This is a genomic window from Tsuneonella sp. HG222, from assembly GCF_053819185.1.
This window is the reverse complement of sequence record NZ_JBSOQZ010000002.1, coordinates 531,575-553,648: the sequence shown is the minus strand read 5'-3', so window position 1 is coordinate 553,648 and position 22,074 is coordinate 531,575. Positions and strand designations below refer to the sequence as shown.

Here is a 22,074-nt window from a genome sequence, read left to right as displayed (position 1 = left end):
CAACCTTCGTAACGACTTGGCGCGGCCGCGCGGCGATCGACCGACGAACCGCCCATCCCGTCAGACCGGCGCTACTTTTGTAGCGTTAGCCCACCGCGAGCGGCATACTTAGGGCGATCCGGCCGGCCACCCCCAAAGAGCAGCCTCTCACCCGCCCCGGTTCGCCCCGAGCACATAGGCCGTGACCGCGCGGTACTCCGTATCGCTCAGCGATCCGGCCTGGCCCGGCGGCATGGCGGACTTGATGTAGGCGAACAGCGCGTCCGCCCCCTTGCCGCCCCAGTTGGCCATGAAGGCCTCGCCGCGGACGGGCGGGCTGCCGGGAGCCGGCTTGAAGTCGAGCCCGTGACAGGCGGCGCAGTGCTGCTGGTAGACGATGCGGCCGGTCGAGGCGTCGCCCTGCGGCGCGGCCGCGCCCGCTGCCGATATGGGTGCGGGTGCCGCGCGGCTTTGCAGGGCCGGGTCGTTGGTCGTCGCCACCCCGTCGCCGATCCGTACCGGCGGCTTGACCGGCCCCTTGGCGCCGATCCCGGCATCGGGCAGCGCGAAGACGAAGATCGCGTTCTGCGCCCCCTTCACGATCTCGGGCGTGAACGTGTCGTTGAGCCAGCGGCCGGTGCTGACCGCGACATACTGGTGCCCGCCCACGGTGAAGGTCGCGGGATACCCGGTCACCGCGCTGCCCAGGTTGACCTCCCACAGGACCGCGCCGGTCCGGTCGTCCATCGCCCGGAAGCGGCCGGCGGCATCGCCCGCAAACACCAGCCCGCCGCCGGTGGTCATCAGCGACTGCATGCCCGCGCGCTGCGAGTGCTTCCACTGGGTCTTGCCGGTGATCGCATTGATCGCGTGGATCACGCCCACATCGTCCCCCGCGCCGGGCGCGAGGACCTGGCGGGTCGCCATGGCATAGGGCCCGGCATTGGGATCCGGCTTGATCGCCCGCGCATTGGCGCAGGTGTTCTGCGCGGGGAAATACATCGTCTTCGTCAGCGGGCTGTAGGCGCCGGCCTGGTAGTTCGCGCCGCCCGATGCGCTGGGGCAGGTGAAGTGCTCCTTCACATAGTCGGTGGGCACGGTCTCGGGATTGAGCGTTACCTTCCCGGTGCGCCCGTCGATCGACTGGACGACATTCTGGAAGACGGTGGGCCGCGCCCAGAGGAACTGCCCGGTCTGGCGGTCGAGCGTGTAGACGATGCCGGTCTTGCCCGGCACGCCGGTGAGCACCTTGCGGAAGGCCCGCCGGTCCTGCCGCGGGTTGGCCCACGGCACCTCCGCGGCATCGGGCGCGACAGCCTCGTCGATCAGAAAGCGCGGGAACGGATGGTCGAGGTCCCAGTGGTCGACCAGGTGCTGGTAATGCCAGACGATGCAGCCGGTCTTCACGTCGAGCGCGAGGGTGGAGTTGTGGTACAGGTAGTCGTGCTCGGCCCCCGCCAGGCTGATCTTCGGCGCGGGCGCGGTGACCGACGTGCCCATGTAGATGAGCTTCAATTCCGGATCGTAGCTGGCGATCATCCAGGCGCCGACCTGCTGGCGCTGTTCCAGCGGCAGACCGCCCCAGCTCTTGTCGTTGGGATCGTCGCCCCGGGCGATCGTGCTGGTGCGCCAGACTTCCTTGCCGGTCAGCGCATCGTGCGCCGTGATCACGCAGGCGTCGGGCCCGCCCTCGGGCTCGCAGCTACGGCCGGTAATGGCCAGCCCGTCGGCGATGATCGGGCCGCTGCTCTGCTTGGCGCCGTGGCGATAGTCCATGATCGTGGTTTCCCAGCGCAGCGCGCCGGTCTTTGCGTCGAGCGCGTAGATCACGTCGTCGGATCCGCGGGCGATGATCAGGTCGTGGTAGATCGCCAGGTTGCGGTTGGTGTCGTGGAACGGGAGGAACTCGCCGATATCGGCCGGAAGCTGGCGCCGGTGCTGCCACAGCACCACTCCGCTCGCCGCATCGATGGCCTGGACGTTGTCGCCCGGGCCGGGGAAGTACATCACCCCGTCGTGGACCAGCGGCGTGCCCTCCTGGTGCCCATCGGGCAGCGGACGGACCCAGACCATGCGCAGGTCCCTGACCGTCTCGCGGTCGATCTGGTCGAGCGGGCTGTAACCCCAGGAATCGAGCGTGCGCCGCCAGCTCAGCCAGTCGGCCGGATCGGGCTGCTGGATCATCGCATCGGTCACCGGGCGAAACTCGGCCGCCTGCTGCGCCTGGGCCAAGCCGGCACAGGCCAGCGCCAGCACGGCCGCAATCCGTCCGGCCAGACCCGTCATGCCCATGCAACTCTCCCTCTCCCGTTGGGCGCGAGACTAGCAGGCTTTGCCCCGCCCGCCAGAGGGCGCGTCAGCGAGGCTCGAGATGGGCGACGGCGTCGGCATTGGCGTCGCGCACGGTGCGCGCCGCCTCGTCATAGAGGAACGGCAGGAAGGCAAACCGGCGGCCTGCGGTGACCGGCTTCACCTCGTGCAGCAGCGAACAGGAAAACACGATGGCCCCGCCGGTGGGCGCGCGATAGGTGCGCTGGCCGAACTCGGGAAAGCACAGGTCCCCGCCCTCGTATTCGTCGGCGTTCAGGTTGATGGTGACGGCGAACCGGCGATGGGCGGTGCCGAGCGTCGTGTTGTCGCGGTGCGGCATGAAGTGGCCCGCCCCGGCTTCGTAGCAGGCGACGAGGTGGCGTTCGATGCGGGTCGCCTGGAACTGGAAGGCCCGCGCGATGGCCGGGACGATGACGCGGTTGACGCGGTGAGTCAGGTGGTTCTTCAGCGGCCCGTCGGGGATGATCCGGTCGCGCCGCAGCTTGAAGTGGGCATCCTCCACGATGACAGTCTTGCCGCCTTCATCGCGGGCGAAGCCGGAGGGCTCGCCGCCCGTCTCGTCGAACAGCGCGATCAGTTCCTTGCACAGGCCGGGCTCGAACACCCAGGGTATCGTGGCGACGGGCGCCTGCTGGTCGCGGCTGGCCGCCACCAAGGCGGCGAGCAGGGTGAGCGCGGCTTCGCCTCGTTCGAGCTCGAAACGGCCGACCACGCGCAATTCGCGGTCGAGCACGAGCCAGTGCGGATCGTAGCGCCGGTCGCCCAGCCAGGCGCCGTATTGCGCGCTCACCCTCGTCTGGAAATCGAGGAAGTGCCGAATGCCGGGCAATTGCTGCGCTATCCGCCCTTCCGACGCATCCCGGGCATCGACCGACACGCCGAAGAAGCACGCCCCGATATCGTCGAACAGACCGCGATGCCGGGCCACCAGGGCGAGCGCCTCGGCCGCCGGAGCATGACTCGCCGAGCCGTAGAACAACATCAGGATGTGCCGCCCCGCGACCGAATCGAAGGCATAGTCGGCCCGCCCGGAAATGACCGGGGCCTTGAACCAGGGAGCGTAATCCCCGGGGACTAGACGTATGGGCGCGTCAGCCATGCTGCCGTAACTGAACCTCGCGGGGTCACGGCGCAATCGGTCGAAAGTTAGTCGGGGCGCGGCGCGCCCGTCACTCCTCGCCGGCCGGCTTGCTCTGCAACTGGACGTAGTTCTGCAGGCCCATCCGCTCGATCATGTCGAACTGGGTTTCGAGGAAATCGACGTGCTCCTCCTCGTTTTCGAGGATGCGCGCGAAAATCTCGCGGCTGACGAAATCGGCCACGCTCTCGCAATGGCGGATCGCTTCGCGCAGCAGGGGAATCGCCTCTTCCTCGAGCGCCAGGTCGGCCCGCAGCACCTCTTCGACCGTTTCGCCCACCTTGAGGCGATGCATGGCCTGGAAGTTGGGCAAGCCGTCGAGGAACAGAATCCGCTCGGCCAGCACGTCGGCGTGCTTCATCTCGTCGATCGATTCGTGCCGCTCGTATTCGGCGAGCCGGCGCACGCCCCAGTGATGCAGGGTGCGGTAATGCAGCCAGTACTGGTTGATTGCGGTCAGTTCGTTGGTGAGCGCCTTGTTGAGGTACTCGATGACCTTTTCGTCACCCTTCATGGCCAGTCCCCGTGGTTGTCGATCGGCCCGCAGACAATGCGCAGTCGCCCATGGCAAAGGCAACCGAAAAGCGCAAAAAATGGCGGATTTCTGCGGCTTTGCGAATGACTGTCAGGAACAGCCGACTACGCGGCCAACTGCGGCCGGCGGCACAGGGAGCGCTCCTGAAACGCTAGTTCCTCGGCATCGTCGATGCACTGGCGGCACTGGGGCGCCTTGCCCAAAGCGGCGTAGATCGCCTCCGCATCGCCATCTGCCACGCGCGCGGCACGGCGAAATTCGCATTCCCTCACGGCATTGCAGATGCAGATATACATCGGGTGGACGACTCCATCGAAGGCGCCCCTTCTACTGCGAATAGCTTGCAATAGCAATCCCTACCGTCGGTTGGGAAACAGCTTCCGGTACGTCAGGCAGCGCCACAGCCACTCGAGCGGGCCGTAGCGGTAGCGGGCGAGCCATGCGGGCGACCACAGCAGCATGACCGCCCAGACCAGCAGCACGATCGCCAGCAGCTCTGGCCGGTGGAGCCTTCCCATCAGGCCGAGCGCCCAGCCGTGGAACACGAACATCAGCACGAACGAGGTGCCAAGGTAGTTGCTGAACGCCATCCGCCCCGCGGCAATCAGGCGCCTGCCCAGCGCCGTTTCGGCAATCTTCGGCGTGTTCACCGCCAACAGGGCGGCGATGCCCAGCACCATCGGCAACTGCCCGATGCGCGCGAACGCGTTGAAGCTTGCCGCCGTCGCCAGATAGGGAAATCCGGCAAGATAGGGCCAGACGGCAAACGGCACGGTGAGCGCCAGTCCCCCGATCAGCCCGATCCAGCCCCAGCGCCGCATCGCGGCGGCATCGAAACCTCCGCTGAAAAAGCCGCGGCGGTAGAGTGCCATGCCGATCAGCATCAGGCCGAGCGTCTCGACCAGTGGCACGATCATGACCTCGTTGATGAATTGCCCGCCTTCCTTGGTCACATGATGGGCCACGATCTCGGGGTAGGTGCCGGTCTGGTAGATCCCGGTCTTGCGCTCAGACCGCTCCATGGCCTTGCGATCGAAGTCCTCGAACTCGGCCCGCTGGTCGGCCGGCATCTGGGCCATGATCGCCGGGGATTCGGCCGCGGCATATTTCGCCCCCATGCCGAAGGACATCAGGAACAGCCCCGCGATGTAGAGCCCGACGCCCCATTTAAGCTGGCTGTCGGCCGATTTGCGGACAAACAGCAGCGCCCACATCCCGGTCACGGCGTAGGCGGCGAGGATGTCGCCGGTCCAGATCAGGAAATAATGCACCACGCCGAAGGCGAACAGCCAGGCCAGACGGCGCAATTGCAGGCCCCTGCCCCGCCCGCGCGCCCAGGCGCGTTCCATGAACAGGTAGACCCCCGCCCCGAACAGCAGCGAGAAGAGCCCGCGGAACTTGTGGTCGACGAAGATCAGCTGGAACAGCCAGATCGCCTTGTCGGCCGCGGTGGCTCCGCCCTCGATCGCCGGCGGCCAGTAATACGCGGTGGTCGACTGGCCGAAGGCGGTGATGTTGGCGAACAGGATGCCGAGCACCGCGACGCCCCGGATGAGGTCGAGCGTGACGATACGCTCGGCACTCCGCACCGGCAGGTCCGGTGTCGCCATCGCGCCCGGCGACGGCTCCGTATCCGCGGCCTCGTCCATCGATATTCCCCCCGATCAGAAACGCGCGGGGAATAAGCCGAACGCCTAGCGCGTGACAATGCACTCCTGACCGGAACGTTTCAGCGAACGACAGGCGTCGTCGGCCGCAGTCTGGTTGGCGAACCCGGTCGCCATGAGCTTGGTCACGCGCCCGGCGGGCACCAACTGGCGCTGCTTGCCGGCGATCTCGCTGCGCCCGCTCAGCCGCGACCACAGCTTTTCGGCGTTGCCCGGCACTCCGAACGCTCCGAGCTGCAGCTTCCACGGGCCGGATGCCCCGGCCGTGGAGGGAGCCGCGGCGGCCTGCCGCGCGGGCGGGGGGGCGCGATCCGGAGCGGTGCGGGCCAGCGCCGGTGTTGCCGCTGCCGGCGTCGAAGGGGCTCGCGCGGAGGCGGCGGGCGGCGTGGCGCGGCCCGGCCGGGCGAACGATGCGCCCGCTTCGCCCGGATCGCCGGCACCGGTCGCCGCCCGTGCTTCGGCCACCGCGGCGCGAGCCGCCGAGACCGAGGGAGAAACCGCGACCGAAGCGATCGGCTGCGGGAGGCGGGCCGCGTTCGCCGCAAGCTGCGGCGCGGCACCTGCCTGCCCTGGCGGCTGCGCGCCCGGGGCCGTCACCGCTACGCCGAGATCGGCAGCGGCCAGGGTCCGCCCGCGCTCCGCATCGGATTCGCGCTGCATCTGCGCGGCCAGGGCGGCCGCCTGCTGGCGCTGCGCCAGGGGAATGTGCTGGTCCATCTGCGCGAGCGCGGCGGCTGCCTGCGGCAAGCCCTGCCCGTTGGCCTGGGTCAACAGGGCATAGGCCTTGACCCAATCCTTCGAAACGAGGTCGCCGTTGAAATAGGCAATGCCCAGCAGATACTGCGAACGCGGGTCGCCCCGCCTTGCCGCGCCCTCGACATAAGGCAGCGCCGCTTCGCGCCGCCCGTCTTGGAACAGCATCAGGCCATAGGTGTCGGCCGCCTGCACGTGCCCGGCGTTGGCCGCGCGGGCATAGAGCGTTTCGGCCCGCCGCTGGTCGGCCGGCACGCCGCGACCCAGGCGGTAGGCCTGGCCCAGGTTGAACATGGCGTCGGGATCGCCGGCGCTGGCCGGACCTTCCCACTCGCGCACCGCGGAGGAATAGTCACCGCGGCTCCACGCATCGACGCCGCTCTTGACGTCCGCGGTGGCCGGCACCGCTGCGAATGCCGCCATGGCGGCAGCGCAAGCCAGCAAGGCATGCCTCGATTTGACGTGCATCTTCCATCCCCACTGCCCGCGACGGCTCCGTCGAAACGAGACTGCCATAGTAAATGCAGCGTTAGCAAAAGCTTTATGGCGCCGGGATATTTGCGTCATGCCCGCCGCGGGCGCGAAAAAGGCATGCATGTCGGGCGGCCGTTAACTCAAACTTAGGGGTGTTCTGCGATCCCGGTTGGCGAAGGGCCGGACTTTTCTCCGCCGGCCGCAATCAGTGGGGGTAAGGCCTTGCGCGTATTGGCATTGGCTTCGCAGAAGGGCGGATCGGGCAAGACGACCTTGTCCGGTCACCTGGCGGTTCAGGCGCAACGCGCCGGGGCCGGTCCGGTGGTACTCATCGACATCGACCCGCAGGGGTCGCTGGCCGACTGGTGGAACGAGCGCGAGGCGGAATATCCCGCCTTCGCCCATACCACCGTGGCGCGCCTGGCGAACGATCTCGCCACGCTGCGGCAGCAGGGCTTCAAGCTGGCCGTGATCGACACGCCGCCGGCAATCACCATGGCGATCCAGTCGGTCATCGGCGTGGCCGAGCTGATCGTCGTGCCGACCCGGCCTTCGCCGCACGACCTGCGCGCCGTGGGCGCGACGGTCGACCTGTGCGAACGCGCCGGCAAGCCGCTGATCTTCGTGGTCAACGCCGCGACGCCGAAGGCCAAGATCACCTCGGAAGCCGCGGTGGCGCTCAGCCAGCACGGCACCGTCGCGCCGATCACGCTGCACCATCGCACCGATTTTGCCGCCTCGATGATCGACGGGCGCACGGTGATGGAAGTGGAGCCCGAAGGGCGCAGCGCGCAGGAAGTGGCGGCGCTGTGGCACTACATCGCCGACCGGCTCGAGCGGAATTTCCGCCGCACCGTGTTCGCCGCGCCGGGCAGTGTTTCGCAGATGCCCGGTTCGAACCGTCCGCAGGGCGGGTTCGGCCGCCGGATCGCCCAGTAGGCGGAAGAGGGGAGCTCGGCCGACATGAGCGACGCCAAACCCTTCGCCTCCCTCGGAGCGACCCTGCTGGCACGCAAGGGCGGCGCCAAGCCGGCCATGCGCCCGCAAAGCACGCGCGCGACCGTGACGGCCCATGCCACCGCCCAGAACCTCGAGGATCTGGGCTGGGACGACATGGGCGAGGATCACCCCGTCGCCGACCACTCGGCCGAGGTCCTGCACCTGACGCCCGCGCCGCACAACGAGGAAGCCGAGGCGCTGACCGACACTGCCTCGCCCAAGCCCAAGGTTCGCTCGATGCACGAGGAACTCGCGGCGCGGATCGAGGAAGAAGAGCGCAAGCGCAAGCCCAAGGCCCAGGCCCTGCCGAACGTCGCGGACGAAGAGCCGCACGATCCGGAACCCACGGTGGTCGCAGCGGCCACCCGGCCCCAGCCGGTCCTTACCGCATCGCGCGCCAGGGCCGCTTCGCCGGCCCGGGAAAATACCAAGCGCCCGCCGCTTGCCGCCAACGACATCTCGAAGCGCGCCGCCTTCACGCTGCGCCTCGATGCCCGGCGGCACCTCAAGCTGCGCCTCGCCAGCACGGTGCGCGGCCGCAGCGCGCAGCAGATCGTCACCGAAGCGCTCGACCGCTTCCTGAAGGACATACCGGAAATCGAAGCCCTGGCCGCACAGGTCAGGCGCGACTGAACCACTCACCCGAGGGACCGTAAGGGGGCCTACAATGTACGTTACCAGCCGCACCAATCGCACGATCGGGTTCGCCCTGACGAGCGCCATGGCGGGCGTCCTGCTCGCGGGTTGCTCGACCGGCGCCGCACCGCGCGCCGACCTGTCGGCCAGCAAGGCCCAGGTCGCCCTCTCCAAAGGCAAGGTCAGCAAGGCCATTGCCAGTGCCGAGGCGGCCGTCCAGGCCGAGCCGCGCAACGCCGGCTATCGCGCCATGCTCGGCTCGACCTATCTCGAGGCGGGCCGCTTCGCTTCGGCGGCGACCAGCTTCGACGATGCGATGGCGCTGGGCGATACCTCGACCCGCACCGCGCTCAGCCTCGCGCTGGCGCTGACCGGGCAGGGCAAATATGCCGAGGCGTCGGCCGTGCTCGACGACTGGGACGATGCCATCGCCACCGCCGACCTGGGCCTCGCCTACGCTCTCGCCGGCCAGCCGCAGCGCGGCGTTCGCCTGATGAGCGACGCCATCCGCGGCGGGGACAACACTCCGAAGATTCGCCAGAACCTCGCCTATGCCTATGCTCTTTCGGGCATGTGGAAGGAGGCCCGGCTGATGGCCGCGCAGGACGTGCCCGCCGACCAGGTCGGCGATCGCATCCAGGAATGGGCGCAGATGGCCCAGCCGGAGGCCTGGCAGCACCGTGTCGCCGCCCTGATCGGTGCGCCGGCAGGTGTTGTGGACGCCGGGCAACCGGTCGTGCTCGCTCTCGGCAATGCGCCTAGCGTGGAGCAGCTTGCCGCCGAAGCGAGCGCCTTTGCCGCGCCGGCCGTGGCTGCGCGCAGCATCCCGACGTTCGAGCCCGAGACGCGCGAACTGCCCGCGATCGAGGAAGGCCCGGCCGTGGCCGTGCAGAGCTATCCGCCGCCGCGCGCCGAAAAGCCCGAGGACTTCCAGGCCGCCTTCGCCACGATCGCCCCTTCGGGCGGCTCGATGGCCCAGGTCGTGCAGGACGCGATGCGCTTCGCCCAGGAGCCGGTTGTGCAGACCGCGCCGATCCGCCAGGGCGCCGCGCCGCGTGCCGAGCGCGCCGCCGCCGCCAAGCAGTCCGATGGAACGCATCTCGTCCAGCTCGGCAGCTTTGCCAGCGAGCAGGGCGCGCGCCGCGCCTGGGGCATCTACGTCAAGAAATACCCCGACCTTGCGGCTCACGAAATGGTCATCACCGAGGCCCTGGTGAAGGGCAAGCGGTACTGGCGCGTGTCCGCCGCGGGCTACGACAAGGCCGGATCGAGCGCGATGTGCGGCCGGGTCAAGAACGGCGGCCAGGGCTGCTTCGCCTATGCCGAGGGACGCCCGATGCCGGGCGCAGTCGACAACGGCGTGCGCTTCGCGATGCGCTGAACACCTTTCACCGTACCCGAATGACACCGAGAACCCCGCCCCTCACCGGGCGGGGTTTTTCGTTGCGCTCAGAGTGTGTAGCCCCCGTCGCTGACGAGCACGCTGCCGGTAATCGTCGCTGCGGCGTCCGACAGCAGGAACAGCACCTGCGCGGCGATCTCGTCGGCCGTGGCAAAGCGCCCGAGCGGCGTCGCCATCTTCGCCATGGCGACGAGCGCGGCATCCCGGTCGCCGCCGTGTTGCGCCACGAGGTCGCGGAAGAATGGCGCCTGGTCCCAGATCGGCGTGTCGACCCCGCCCGGCGCGATGGCGTTGACGCGGATGCCGCGCGGCGCCCCTTCCTTGGCCGCCACCATGGCAAGCTGGATCACCCCGGCCTTGGACGCACCGTAGGCGGCCGTGCCCGGCTCGGCCCGGATGCCCGAGACCGATCCCAGCAGGACGATGGCCGCCCCGTCGCTTGCCAGCCGCATCGCGGTCCTCAGCGAGAGAAACATGCCGTCGAGGTTGACCGACAGGATGCGCCGCCAGTCGGCGAACCCGGTTTCCGCGATCGTCGATCCATCGGCGATCCCGGCGTTGAGCACGGCCTTGTCGAGCGGACCGGCCTCGGCCTCCATCCGTTGCCACAGGCCCTCGTTGGTGACGTCGCCGACGAACCGGAGCGCGTCCTCGCCCACCTCGAGCGCTTGCAGCGCGGGGCCGTCGCGATCGACCAGCACCAGTCGCCCGCCCCCTTCCCGTGCCAGCGCCTTGGCGCAGGCCGCGCCGATGCCCGAGGCCGCGCCGGTGACGAGCGTGCTGCCGGCCATCAGTGGTCGATCCTGACGCCGCCCTTCCACAGGCCGACGGCGCGGCCCTGGACCGGCTGCCGGTCGAACGGCGTGTTGCCCGCGGTCGCGGCCATCATCGCCGAATCGATGACCCAGGGCTTCTCCGGATCGATCAGCGCGATGTCGGCTTCCGCGCCTGCGCGCAGCTCACCCGCGTCCACGCCCAGCAGGGCGGCGGGATTGCGCGCCAGCAGGTCGAAGGCGCGCTCCATGCCGATCACGCCGTCGCGCACCAGCGTGAGCGTCAGCGGCAGCAGGCTTTCGGCCCCCGCCATGCCCGGCGCAGCGTCGGCGAATGGCAGGCGCTTGTCCTCCGGCCCGCGAGGGTCGTGGCCGCTGGCGATGACGTCTATCGTCCCATCGGCGATCGCGGCGACCACTGCCTGGCGATCTTCCTCGCAGCGCAGCGGCGGCGAGAGCCGGGCGAATGTCCGGAAACCCTGCAAGGCCAGGTCGGAAAGCATGAAATGGGCCGGGGTGACGCCGGCGGTCACCCTGATACCGCGGGCCTTGGCGGCGCGCACCAGATCGAGCGCGGCGGCAGTGGTGACTTGCCGCAAATGCAGGCGGGCTCCGCTGATATCCGCCAGCGCGATGTCGCGCGCGGCCGCCAGCGCCTCGGCCTCGGCCGGCGCGCTCGGCAGGCCCAGGCGGCTGGCCATCTCGCCCGCCGTGGCCGCCGCATTGCCCACCAGCCCGCCGTCCTCGGCATGGGTCACCACGACCATGTCGAGCATCGCGGCATATTGCATCAGGCGCAGCATCGTGCCGCTGTCGGCAACCCAGCCGCGCCCCGTCGCCACCGCCCGCGCACCGGCCTCGCGCATCAGGGCGAGCTGGGCGAGGTGCGTGCCCTCCAGGCCCACCGTCGCCGCGCCCAGCGGATGCACCCACAGGTCGGGTTTGCCGCTCTGCGCGAGGAAGCGAACCGAGGACGGCCGGTCGAGCACGGGCGACTGGTCGGGCATCAGGGCCGCGCGCGTTATGCCGCCGAAGTGGAAGGCCGGCTTGTCGATGCTGAAGACGCCGAAATCGACGATCCCGGGAGCGACGAAATTCATCCCCGCGTCGATTACCTCGTCGCCCTGTTCGGGACCGACGGACCCGACCGCCGCGATCCGGCCGTCCACACAGCGCAGCGCGCCGGGCACGACGCCGCCCGGCGTGACCAGCCTGCCGCCGGTGATGGTGAGGGACCGCTGCTGCTTCACCTCCAGCCCTCCATCCCGCGGTCGCGCCGCGTCAGCACGTCGAGGCAGGCCATGCGGATCGCCACGCCCATTTCGACCTGGTCGGTGATGATCGACTGTCCGGCGAGCTCGGCCACGTCGCTGTCGATCTCGACCCCCCGGTTCATCGGCCCGGGATGCATGACGATCGCGTCGGGCGCGCAGCGCCGCAGGCGTTCCAACGTGAGCCCGTAGAGATGGCGATACTCGCGGGGGGACGGGATGAACTGCCCGCTCATCCGCTCGTTCTGCAGGCGCAGCATCATCACCACGTCGGTGCCGGCCAGCGCCTTTTCGAAATCGTGGAACGGCTCCGCGCCCATGGCCTCGATCCCGGCCGGCATCAGCGCAGGCGGGGCGCAGGCGCGCACGCGGGCGCCGAGCGCCTGGAGGCACAGGATGTTCGAGCGCGCGACGCGGCTGTGCAGCACATCGCCGCAGATCGTCACGGTCAGGCCCGCCAGCATCCCGTCGCTGCTGGCGCGGCCCTGCTCGGCCAGCTTGTGCCGCAGCGCGAGCGCATCGAGCAGCGCCTGGGTGGGATGTTCGTGCTGGCCGTCGCCCGCATTGAGCACCGGGCAGTCCACCCGCTGCGAGATCAGCGCCACCGCGCCGCTCGATCCGTGGCGGATGACGATGGCATCGGCCCGCATTGCGTTGAGCGTCACCGCCGTATCGATCAGCGTCTCGCCCTTCTTCACGCTGGACTGCGCGGCGTGCATGTTGACGACGTCGGCCCCCAGCCGCTTGCCGGCGATCTCGAAGCTGAGCAGCGTGCGGGTGGAATTCTCGAAGAAGGCGTTGATGATCGTCAGCCCGGCCAGCGTGTCGGCGTGCTTGTGCGGTTGCCGGTTGAGCCGGACCCATTGCTCCGCCTCGTCGAGCACATAGAGGATCTCGTGCGTTTCGAGGTGCCCGATGCCCAGAAGATGGCGATGCGGGAACGCCCGCCCGCCGGCCGGATAGCGGCCCGCGTGGGTGGTGTCGGCTGGCGATGTCATTGAAGCCGGGCCTTTAGTCGAGAGCGGTTGACCGCTCAAGCCGTTTAAGGTGGCGGTGGAGGCTTCCGGCTCCTAAATGATGCCCGAGCACTCCGCAATCGAAGGTATAGCATGACTTTTGCACGCAAGGTCTGGCACCTGCTGGTGGCCATCAAGGACGGCCTCAGCCTGGTGTTCCTGCTGCTGTTCTTCTGGGCGCTGTTCGCCTTGCTCACTGCGCGCCCCAGCCCCGCCGCGGTGCGCGAGGGCGCCCTGCTCCTCGACCTGTCGGGCTCCGTGGTGGAAGAACCGCAGACCGTGCCGCCGTTCGAGCGGCTGCTGTCCAGCGCCGTGCCCAGCCGCCAGTTCGCCGCGCGCGACCTTGTCCGGTCGATCGACGCGGCCGCGAAGGACGAGCGGATCAAGGCGATCGCGCTCGACATGTCGACCTTCCTGGGCGGCGGGCAAGTGCACATGCAGGAAATCGGCGAGGCGCTCGACCGCTTCCGCCGCACGGACAAGCCGGTGCTGACCTATGCGGTCGCCTATTCCGACGACGCCATGATGCTGGCGGCGCACGCCAGCGAAGTCTGGGTCGATCCGATGGGGGGAGTGGTCCTGACCGGTCCGGGGGGCTCGAACCTGTACTACGCGGGCCTGCTCGAGCGGTTCAAAGTCAAGGCCCACGTGTTCCGCGCCGGAACCTACAAGAGCGCGGTCGAACCCTACCTGCTGTCCGGCATGTCGCCCGAGGCGCGGGAGAACGCCGAGGCGCTGTACGGCTCGCTCTGGACCGAGTGGCAGGCCAACGTGAAGCAGGCGCGCCCCAAGGCGCAGATCACCCGGGTCACCGGCGACATCGTCGCCTGGGTGGAACAGAGCGGCGGCGATCTCGCCAAGGCTTCCGTCGCAGCCGGGCTCGCCGACAAGATCGGCACGAGGGTCGAATGGGGCGAACGGCTGGCAGCAGTGGCGGGCGACGACGAGTGGGACAAAAGCCCGGGCGCCTTCGCTGCGTCCGACCTCGACACGTTCCTGGCCGACGTCGATTCCGAAGACGGCCTTGGCGGCCTGACCGACAGCGCCAAGCCCATCGGCGTCGTGACCATTGCAGGCGAGATCAGCGACGGCAGCGCCGGCCCCGGAGAGGCGGGAGCCGAACGGATCGTCAAGCTGCTCGACGACGCGCTCGACGACGATCTGGCCGCGCTGGTGATCCGCGTGGATTCGCCGGGCGGGACGGTGACCGGCGGCGAGGCGATCCGGCGCGCCATCCTGCGGCACAAGGCGAAGGGCATTCCTATCGCGGTGTCGATGGGCAATGTCGCGGCGAGCGGCGGCTACTGGGTCGCGACACCCGGCGACCGGATATTTGCCGAGCCCGAGACGATCACCGGTTCCATCGGCGTCTTCGGCGTGGTCCCCACGTTCGAGGGCGCGCTGGCCGAATACGGCGTCACGGCCGACGGGGTGCGCACCACTCCGCTATCGGGCCAGCCCGACCTGCTGGGCGGCTTCACGCCCGAAACGGAACTTGTGCTCCAGTCGAGCGTCGGGTCGGCTTACGCCCGTTTCCTCTCCCTCGTCTCGCGCTCGCGCAACGTCAGCGTCGAGCGGGCGGACGAACTGGGGCAAGGCCGGGTGTGGGACGGCGGAACGGCGCGGCAGGTCGGGCTGGTCGACCAGTTCGGCGATCTCGACGCGGCACTTGAATGGGCGGCCGGGCAGGCCAAGCTGGGCAAGGGCGAATGGCACCCGCAATATCTTGCGGCCGGTCCCGATCCGTTCGACAGCTTCCTGACCGGCCTGATGGGCGACGGGACGGACGAGGCAACCGGGCCTTACGACATGTTCGGCTGGGCCACGATGCAACAGCAAGGTCTCGCCAGCCGCGCGCTGGCCGGGGTCGAGGGCCTCATGCGCATGAAGGGGATGCAGGCCCGCTGCCTCGAATGTCCGGTAGCAGCGGCGCCGCCGCGCGCCGGCGAGGAGCCGGGATCGCTGCTGCAGAAGCTGGGATTCCTGCTGTTCCGCTGACGGGCTCGAAGCGGGGCTTGTCATCCCGGCCGCCCCATGGCAAAGGCCCGCCCCTGTCCGGGGCGACCACGTTTCGCCGTGCCGAGACGGGCGCGTAGCTCAGCGGTAGAGCACACCCTTCACACGGGTGGGGTCACAGGTTCAATCCCTGTCGCGCCCACCATTTTCAGAGCCTGGGCGGGTTCTCGCGCGTGCGTGCGGCCGCCCGGCGGCGCGCGTCTGACGCTATCGCCAGACCCAGTACGCCGGCCGCCAGGACCAGGCAGATCACGAGCACGATATCGATCACATGGCTTCTCCCTGCGCGGTCATTTCTCTCGGCAAGGTCACAGGGGAAAGCTTCTCGGTTCGCCCTCGGCAGTAGCGCGCAGGTTCTGCACGGACCCTGCCAGCAGTTCCCACCCCGGTGCCGCGTCGGCGCCGAGTTCGCGCTGCATGGTGCCGATCCTGTCCGCGACGCTCGTGGCCGCATCCTCGTGCCGGTTGCGCACCGCGACGCTCGACGCGCGCGCGACTTCCATCAGCAGTTTCTGGTGATCCGAGTAGAGTCGGTTGAAATCCACGTTGCGCTCCCCTGTCGTAAGCGGGAGCACACGGACTCTCAGCCACAGGCGCTTACAAAGCCGTTGCCTGCGATGGGCCCTATGTATGGTCCGGCGCGCCGGTTTATAAGGCGCGTCCGGAATAATCCCGGACGACGCCGGGTGCGGATTCTTCCAGCCTTAAGGTCAGTGCTCTTCAGAACCCACGTCGTCGTAGTGGACGTTGCGGTCGAGCGCGGCGAGATAGGCGAAGCCGTTGATCACGTGGGCGCGCATCGCGCGCTCCGCCCCGTCGGGATCGCCGGCGAGGACGGCCTCGACGACCTTGGAATGGTCCTCCACCGCCGCGCGCAGTCGTTCGCCGCGATAGAAGGTCTCGAACACCAGATGATGGATCGGCGTGTTCAGGCGCTGGACCAGTTCACGGACGACGAAGTTGCCGGCCCCGTCCATGATCAGGTTGTGCCACTGGGAGTTGAGCCGCGCGAACAGTTCGCGCGACACGCCGGCGACGCAGTCCTCCATCTCGAGCGCGATGCGCTGCAGGTCTTCCTTCTGCTGGGGCGTGGCTTCGCGTGTGAAGCGCGCGGCGCACAACCCCTCGAGAGCCCCGCGCGCCTCGTAGAGCTGGCGAACCTCGTCCATCGTCGCGTTGCGGACGGTCGCGCCGCGATATTCCTCGATGTCGACCAGGCCCTCGGCAGACAGGCGCTGGAGCGCCTCGCGCACCTTGAAGCGGCTTCCCCCGGTCTGGCGAATGATGTCGATTTCCACCAGGCGCTGCCCGGGCACGAGCCGCTGGCGGCGAATCTGCGACCGGATCCAGTCGGCGATCTCGGCCCCGGTCGGGCCCTTGCGATTTGACACGAGTTCGTTGGACATGAACATCACATCGACATCAGCGACAAGATTGTCAATAATTTCGTCATCACGATTTTTATTGAAGTCGTCGACCAACCTGCGAGTTTCGCTGGCGGGAGAGAGAACTCGGATGAACTTCGCAAGGTCCGTCGTGATGTGCTCCGCGCTCGCCGTGGCCGCTGCCCCTGCGGCAAACGCGCTGGACTATCCAGACGTCGTCTCCACCTCGCACTACGTGCCCGTGCGTGACGGCACAAAGCTGGCGATGAGCGTCTATCGTCCGGCCAACGCCAGAGCTGCGGCGACCGCCAAATTGCCGGTCATCTTCGTCTTCACGCCCTATCGGGGCCGCTTCACAGGGCCCGATGGCAAGGTCAGCGAAGCGGCGCTTAACGACAACCTCGGGCTGCGTTCGCTGATCAAGGCGGGCTATGTCGTCGCCGTGGCGGACGTGCGCGGAAAGGGCGCTTCGTTCGGCAGCCGGCGCGGGTTCCAGGACCGGACCGAAGCCCGCGACGGCTACGATCTGGTCGAATGGCTGGCGAAGCAGCCTTATTCCGACGGCCAGGTCGGCATGGTCGGCTGTTCCTACCTCGGCGGGTCGGCCTTCCAGGTTGCGACGACCGCGCCCCCGGCGCTGAAGGCGGCCTTCATCGGCGCGAGCGATCTCGACAAGTATTCCTTCGTCCGCAACGGCGGCATCACCGCGCAGTTCAACACCCGGCCCGATGAAGAGCCGGCGGTCGATCTCGCGACCGTCCCGATGGACGAGGATCGCGACGGATCGATGCTGCGCGCCGCCGTGGCGCAGCACGCCGCAAACACGCCGATGGGCCCGCTGTGGTACGGCATGCCCTTTCGCGACAGCGTGTCGAGCCTGACGGGCAACCGCTTCTGGGAGGAGGTCGGCCCGTACACCTATCTCGATGCGGTGCGGAATGCCGGCATCGCGACGTATTTCTGGGGCAACTGGCGCGACGAGCCGACCAGCCAGGTCATCCTTTCGGCCGCCAACCTGAGCAGCCGCCTCCTCGTCGGGCCGGGCGATCACTGCGTGCCGCCCAAGGGCTTCGACCTGCCGGGCGAGATCGTCGCGTTCTTCGACCATCACCTGAAGGGCGCCAACCCGCAATTCGCCGCCCAACCCAAGGCGACCTATTGGGTCGAGGGCCTGGGCGGCACGGGCGGATACGTCCGGTCGCACCAGCTGCCCGGCATCGAATCCGTCCGCGCGCCGTGGTTTCTCGGCAAGGACAGCCTGGTTGCCACCGTGGCGCCAGCCGGCACCAGCGAATTCACCGTCGACTACGACCTTCCGCCGGCGGAGTACTTCGCCTTCTGGCCGCAGCCGATGAACGAGCACGGGGCGAGCTTCACGGGCGAGCCGCTCGGCCAGCCGCTCAAGCTGATCGGCTACCCCGTCGCCAACCTGAAGGTGTCCGCCAGCGATCCGCGGGCCGACATCTTCGTCTATCTCGACCAGATCCATACGGATGGGAAGGCGGAAGTCATCGCGTTCGGCCGGCTCAAGCTGTCGCATCACAAGCTGGCGAAGGCGCCGTACGACACGCTCGGCCTGCCCTGGCATTCGGGCCTGGAGCGCGATGTCGAACTGCCCGCGGCGGGCATTCCGGTCGAGCTGTCGATGGCGCTGACGCCGGTCTCGCGGGTCGTTCCGGCGGGGGACCGGCTGCGCCTGGTGGTGGCGGGCGCCGACCCGCGCCAGCGCAACCTGAAGGACATCCGGCTCGATCCGGCGCCACGCATTTCAGTGCATTTCGGCGGCAACGCCGGCTCGCGGGTCGACTTGCCACTGGCTCGATAAATCCGAGGACACAAAGGGCCGGGCACACGGCCTGCATGAGAGGGAAACACTACGATGAAAACTGGAACCGTGGCCGCACATTTCGGCAAGTTGCTCTGCTCTGCCTCCGTGGGCGCGATGATCGTCTGCACCCCGGCGTTCGCGCAGGACACCGTGGCCGATCCTGAAGACGAAGCCGCGCAGCCCGGCGACGAGATCGTCGTCACCGGCAGTCGCATCGGCGGCGTCGCCCCGGTCGGTTCCGCCGTCATCGCGCTCGGCCGCGAGGCGCTCGAGAACACCAGCGCCATCACCGTCGACCGGATCATCAAGGAAATCCCGCAGAACTTCGACCTGGGCGTCTCCGAGAACTCGCGCGGCCAGTCGGGCGGCAGCGGCAACATCGTCTACGGCAACTCGGTCAACCTGCGCGGCATCGGCCCCTATGCGACGCTCGTCATCATCGACGGTCACCGCGTCACCAGCAACAGCCGCTCGATCGATCCGTCGGTCCTTCCCTCGCTCGGCGTGGAACGGGTCGAAGTGGTCGCCGACGGCGCTTCGGCCATCTACGGGTCGGACGCGGTCGCCGGCGTCGTCAACCTGATCCCGCGCCGCAATCTGGACGGCGTGGAAGCCTTCGCGCGCTACGGCGCGGCCGACGACGGGCTGACCGAAGGATCGGTCGGCGTCGCGATCGGCAAGGTGTTCTCGCGCGGGCAGATCATGTTTGCCGCCGAGCACGTCAAGCGCTCCAACCTGTCGGGCGACGACCGCGACTTCTTCGTCAGCAACCAGGTGCCCTTCGGCGGGCTCGACGGGCGTACGACCCGCTGCAGCCCCGGCACCATTCGCGCAGGCGGCACGACCTACGCCATCCCCGCCGCGGGCGTCACCCAGGGCAGCGCGGGCACGCTGGTCGCCGGCACGCGCAACCTGTGCGAGCTGCTGCGCGGGCAGGATCTCATCCCCGAGCAGCGGTACAACTCGATCAACAGCACCGGCACGTTCGATTTCAACGACTGGCTGAGCGTCTTCTACGACGGCTTCTACTCGAAGCGCGAATTCTACCGCCGCGGCGGCTACATCACGCTCAACAACGAGACCGTGCCGCAGACCAACGCCTTCTTCGTCCGCCCGGCAGGATTCACCGGCACGAGCTACGGCATCGACTACATGGCGATGGAACTGCCCACCGGCGACAGCGAGGGTTTCGCCGAAAGCTGGCAGATCACGCCGGGCATCCGCATCCAGCTGCCGCACGACTTCAAGTTCGAGGCGCTGGTCGGCCGCGGCAAGACCAAGGACCTGTCCGAGGCCTATACCGCGATCAACGTCGCTAACGTGCGCGCCGCCCTCGCCAGCAGCGACCCGGCCAAGGCGCTCGACATCTACGGCCTCGGCCGCACCAACCCGGCGATCCTGCCCAGCCTTGCCGACAACATCTTCATCGCGCCGACGAACGGCCAGCTGTGGACCTATGCGGCGCGCCTGAACGGCCCGCTGTTCGCCTTGCCCGGCGGCGAGGTAAAGACGGCCGTCGGCTACGAACGGCAGGACTTCAACGTCGACCTGGGCTCGGCCCGCGGCGGCCCGACCACGCCGCTGGTGTTCCGGTCCTTCGGGCGCAAGGTGGATTCGGCCTATGCCGAAGTCTACGTGCCCGTCTTCGGTTCGGGCAATGCGATCCCGGGCTTCGAGAGCCTCGAGCTCAACGCGGCGGTCCGCTACGACAAGTACAGCGACGTCGGCAGCACGACGAACCCCAAGTTCGGCATCAACTGGACGCCGGTTCAGGGCATCATGCTGCGGGCCAGCTATGGCACGTCGTTCCGCGCGCCGACGATCCCGGAAATCTACGGCAATTCCAACAACCTGTTCGTGCAGAACTATTCTCTTCCGACCGGTGGCAGCATCGTCGGCGTGGCCGTGTCGGGACAGAACCTCGACCTGCAGCCGGAGACCGCCAAGACTTGGTCCTTCGGCGGGGATTTCGAGCCGCTCGACAACCTCAGGATCGGCCTGACGTACTGGAACGTGAATTACGACAACCAGGTCCTTGCGAACCTTTCGAACCTCGGCATCTTGGGCAACGAAGCATTCTACGCCGGGACCGGCGTCATCCTCAGGGGAGCCGAAGCGGCCGCCAGGGTGGCTGCGCTCAATGCTTCGGGCATCGCCTTCGTGGGTGCTGCGCCCAATCCGGTGACGCTGTTCGTCGACGGGCGCGGTCGGAACCTGGGCAAGTCGGTCACGCGGGGCATCGATTTCAGCGTCAACTACCGGATGGAGCTGTCCGACGTGGACACGCTGTCGCTGACCTCGGCTGGCACCTATCTCACCAAATACATAGTGGCCGTCGCTCCTTCGGCGCCGACGGTCGACCAGCTCAACACGATCTACAATCCGCTGAAGTTCAAGATGCGGACGTCGCTGTCCTACGACCGCGAGGCCTTCAACGCCCGGCTGACCTGGACGCACGTCGGCGGCTACGACAACACCGCGATCAAGCCCACCCAGGCGATCAGCAGCTACAACCCGATCGACCTGGCGCTGACGTGGGAAGTGCCGGATTCGACGCGGGCCGGTTTCCTCAAGCGGCTTGCCCTGACGGCCGAGGTCCGCAACATGTTCAACGAGGACCCGCCGTTCGTCGCCGTCACGCCCAATGCCAACGGCAGCGGCGGGTACGACGCCACGGCGTCGGATCCGATCGGCCGGCTGTTCGCCGTCAGCATCCGCACGGCGTTCTGAACGGCCGATCGCAGAGAAGGTCGCAGCTTGCTTTCGAATCCCCTGACCATTGCAGTGATCGGCGACCTGGTTCTCGACGAACCGGACGCCGACCACTGGCTGTCGGGCATAGCGCCCGCGCTGCGCGCCGCCGATCTCGCGATCGGGCACGTCGAGGTGCCCCATACCGACCACCAGGGCGAAGTGGCGGGTGACGTGCCCGCCCCCGGCGCACCGCCCGAAAACGTCGCGGCGATCGCTCGCGCGGGTATCGGCTTGGTGAGCCTGGCCGGCAATCACATCGCCGATTGCGGGCTGGAGGGAATTGCCGACACCATTGCGCTGCTCGATGAAGCGGGGATCGCCCATGCGGGGGCCGGTCCGGATCTTTCCCGGTCCCGGAAGCCCGCCATCGTCGAGGCGGCGGGACAGCGCGTTGCCTTGCTGAGCTACAACTGCGTAGGCCCCGAATTCGGCTGGGCGAGCCCGACGAACGCGGGCGCCGCCTACCTTCCGCTGGAAACGGCCGACGGAGGGCCGGTGACTCCACGCTCGGCGATATCGGGCATAGCAGACGAAGCGTTCGCCATCCTTGCGGAAGACATCGCCGCGGCACGGTCGGAAGCCGACGTCGTGCTGGTCGCCATGCACAAGGGCCGCGTGCATACCCCGGCCATGCTGGAGCATTACGAGCGCCCGCTCGCGAACTATGCCATCGAGGCCGGGGCCGACGCGGTCCTGTCGCACCACGCGCACATCGTACGCGGGATCGAATTCCATCGGGGCCGGCCGATCTTTCACGGGCTCGGCAACGGATGCGTGGTGACCCGCGCCCTCTCGCCAAGCCAGGACCACCCGGCCCGCGCCGACTGGGCCCGCCGCCGCAAGGAGCTGTTCGGGTTCGAACCCGATCCGGGCTACGACCTGGCGCCCTTTCACCCCGAGGCGAAAATGGGCTTCATCGGCCTGCTCGAACTCGCGCCCGGCGGTGTGACAAGCGTTTCCCTCGTGCCGGTCCATGTCGAACCGCCCGGCCGCCCCGTACTGGCGACGGGCGAGCAGGCCGGACGCGTGCGCGAATACATCGAACAGATCACGGATAGGGCGGGATTGCCGCCGATCCTGGTGGATGCGCAGGGCGCAGTGAGAGAGGTCGCTTAGG

At 68.4% G+C, this 22,074-nt stretch carries 19 protein-coding genes and 1 tRNA gene; 8 read left to right on the top strand and 12 right to left on the bottom strand.

Going from position 1 to position 22,074, the window contains the following annotated elements:
• Positions 1-147: 147 nt before the first annotated feature.
• The 6 genes from ACWPMZ_RS14285 to ACWPMZ_RS14260 all read right to left on the bottom strand — a co-directional run bounded on the left by ACWPMZ_RS14285 (position 148) and on the right by ACWPMZ_RS14260 (position 6,826).
• Positions 148-2,271 carry an outer membrane protein assembly factor BamB family protein gene (locus tag ACWPMZ_RS14285; protein ID WP_455704729.1) on the bottom strand — a complete coding sequence of 708 codons (2,124 nt, stop codon included), beginning with the start codon at positions 2,269-2,271 and terminating at the stop codon, positions 148-150.
• 64 nt (positions 2,272-2,335) lie between these two features.
• On the bottom strand, positions 2,336-3,409 hold the full coding sequence (locus ACWPMZ_RS14280) for a 2OG-Fe(II) oxygenase (protein WP_455704728.1): 1,074 nt from the start codon (positions 3,407-3,409) through the stop codon (positions 2,336-2,338).
• 70 nt (positions 3,410-3,479) lie between these two features.
• Positions 3,480-3,962: a bacterioferritin gene (gene bfr / locus ACWPMZ_RS14275; RefSeq protein ID WP_455704727.1), complete on the bottom strand. Its 483-nt coding sequence runs from the start codon at positions 3,960-3,962 to the stop codon at positions 3,480-3,482.
• A 125-nt stretch (positions 3,963-4,087) separates the two neighbouring features.
• Positions 4,088-4,279 carry a (2Fe-2S)-binding protein gene (locus tag ACWPMZ_RS14270; RefSeq protein WP_455704726.1) on the bottom strand — a complete coding sequence of 64 codons (192 nt, stop codon included), beginning with the start codon at positions 4,277-4,279 and terminating at the stop codon, positions 4,088-4,090.
• 60 nt (positions 4,280-4,339) lie between these two features.
• A complete protein-coding gene (locus ACWPMZ_RS14265) occupies positions 4,340-5,632 on the bottom strand; it encodes a DUF418 domain-containing protein (protein WP_455704725.1) in 1,293 nt (430 codons plus the stop codon).
• Between the two features lie 45 nt (positions 5,633-5,677).
• On the bottom strand, positions 5,678-6,826 hold the full coding sequence (locus tag ACWPMZ_RS14260; protein WP_455704724.1) for an SPOR domain-containing protein: 1,149 nt from the start codon (positions 6,824-6,826) through the stop codon (positions 5,678-5,680).
• Positions 6,827-7,099: 273 nt separating this feature from the next.
• Here ACWPMZ_RS14260 and ACWPMZ_RS14255 point away from each other — a divergent pair, with 273 nt between their 5' ends.
• The 3 genes from ACWPMZ_RS14255 to ACWPMZ_RS14245 are packed head-to-tail and all read left to right on the top strand — an operon-like array spanning position 7,100 to position 9,893.
• Positions 7,100-7,816, top strand: coding sequence for an AAA family ATPase (locus tag ACWPMZ_RS14255; protein ID WP_455704723.1), 717 nt, complete (start codon positions 7,100-7,102; stop codon positions 7,814-7,816).
• 24 nt (positions 7,817-7,840) lie between these two features.
• Positions 7,841-8,509 carry a hypothetical protein gene (locus tag ACWPMZ_RS14250; RefSeq protein WP_455704722.1) on the top strand — a complete coding sequence of 223 codons (669 nt, stop codon included), beginning with the start codon at positions 7,841-7,843 and terminating at the stop codon, positions 8,507-8,509.
• Between the two features lie 34 nt (positions 8,510-8,543).
• Positions 8,544-9,893, top strand: a complete 1,350-nt coding sequence (locus tag ACWPMZ_RS14245) for a tetratricopeptide repeat protein (protein ID WP_455704721.1) — start codon at positions 8,544-8,546, stop codon at positions 9,891-9,893.
• Between the two features lie 68 nt (positions 9,894-9,961).
• Here ACWPMZ_RS14245 and ACWPMZ_RS14240 read toward each other — a convergent pair whose 3' ends face one another.
• Genes ACWPMZ_RS14240 through ACWPMZ_RS14230 form a run of 3 tightly spaced genes read right to left on the bottom strand, consistent with a single transcriptional unit; the run spans position 9,962 to position 12,956 of the window.
• Positions 9,962-10,705, bottom strand: coding sequence for an SDR family NAD(P)-dependent oxidoreductase (locus tag ACWPMZ_RS14240; RefSeq protein ID WP_455704720.1), 744 nt, complete (start codon positions 10,703-10,705; stop codon positions 9,962-9,964).
• Entirely contained in the window at positions 10,705-11,937 is a 1,233-nt protein-coding gene (locus ACWPMZ_RS14235) for a dihydroorotase (protein WP_455704719.1), read from the bottom strand. The genes ACWPMZ_RS14240 and ACWPMZ_RS14235 overlap by 1 nt, the downstream gene beginning before the upstream one ends.
• Positions 11,934-12,956, bottom strand: coding sequence for an aspartate carbamoyltransferase catalytic subunit (locus tag ACWPMZ_RS14230; RefSeq protein WP_455704718.1), 1,023 nt, complete (start codon positions 12,954-12,956; stop codon positions 11,934-11,936). The genes ACWPMZ_RS14235 and ACWPMZ_RS14230 overlap by 4 nt, the downstream gene beginning before the upstream one ends.
• A gap of 111 nt (positions 12,957-13,067) precedes the next feature.
• Here ACWPMZ_RS14230 and sppA point away from each other — a divergent pair, with 111 nt between their 5' ends.
• On the top strand, positions 13,068-14,972 hold the full coding sequence (gene sppA, locus ACWPMZ_RS14225) for a signal peptide peptidase SppA (protein ID WP_455704717.1): 1,905 nt from the start codon (positions 13,068-13,070) through the stop codon (positions 14,970-14,972).
• Positions 14,973-15,060: 88 nt separating this feature from the next.
• Positions 15,061-15,135 (top strand) — tRNA-Val (locus ACWPMZ_RS14220).
• Between the two features lie 3 nt (positions 15,136-15,138).
• Here the strand turns inward: ACWPMZ_RS14220 and ACWPMZ_RS14215 are convergent.
• The 3 genes from ACWPMZ_RS14215 to ACWPMZ_RS14205 form a co-directional block, all read right to left on the bottom strand.
• On the bottom strand, positions 15,139-15,261 hold the full coding sequence (locus tag ACWPMZ_RS14215) for a hypothetical protein (RefSeq protein ID WP_455704716.1): 123 nt from the start codon (positions 15,259-15,261) through the stop codon (positions 15,139-15,141).
• A 37-nt stretch (positions 15,262-15,298) separates the two neighbouring features.
• Positions 15,299-15,535 carry a hypothetical protein gene (locus ACWPMZ_RS14210; RefSeq protein ID WP_455704715.1) on the bottom strand — a complete coding sequence of 79 codons (237 nt, stop codon included), beginning with the start codon at positions 15,533-15,535 and terminating at the stop codon, positions 15,299-15,301.
• A gap of 165 nt (positions 15,536-15,700) precedes the next feature.
• The gene (locus tag ACWPMZ_RS14205) at positions 15,701-16,396 is read right to left on the bottom strand and encodes a GntR family transcriptional regulator (protein WP_455704714.1); all 696 of its coding nucleotides are present in this window, start codon (positions 16,394-16,396) and stop codon (positions 15,701-15,703) included.
• A gap of 109 nt (positions 16,397-16,505) precedes the next feature.
• Here ACWPMZ_RS14205 and ACWPMZ_RS14200 point away from each other — a divergent pair, with 109 nt between their 5' ends.
• The 3 genes from ACWPMZ_RS14200 to ACWPMZ_RS14190 are packed head-to-tail and all read left to right on the top strand — an operon-like array spanning position 16,506 to position 22,073.
• Positions 16,506-18,200: a CocE/NonD family hydrolase gene (locus ACWPMZ_RS14200; RefSeq protein WP_455704713.1), complete on the top strand. Its 1,695-nt coding sequence runs from the start codon at positions 16,506-16,508 to the stop codon at positions 18,198-18,200.
• Positions 18,201-18,254: 54 nt separating this feature from the next.
• Positions 18,255-20,933: a TonB-dependent receptor domain-containing protein gene (locus ACWPMZ_RS14195; RefSeq protein WP_455704712.1), complete on the top strand. Its 2,679-nt coding sequence runs from the start codon at positions 18,255-18,257 to the stop codon at positions 20,931-20,933.
• Positions 20,934-20,960: 27 nt separating this feature from the next.
• Positions 20,961-22,073, top strand: a complete 1,113-nt coding sequence (locus ACWPMZ_RS14190; protein WP_455704711.1) for a CapA family protein — start codon at positions 20,961-20,963, stop codon at positions 22,071-22,073.
• Position 22,074: the final 1 nt, after the last annotated feature.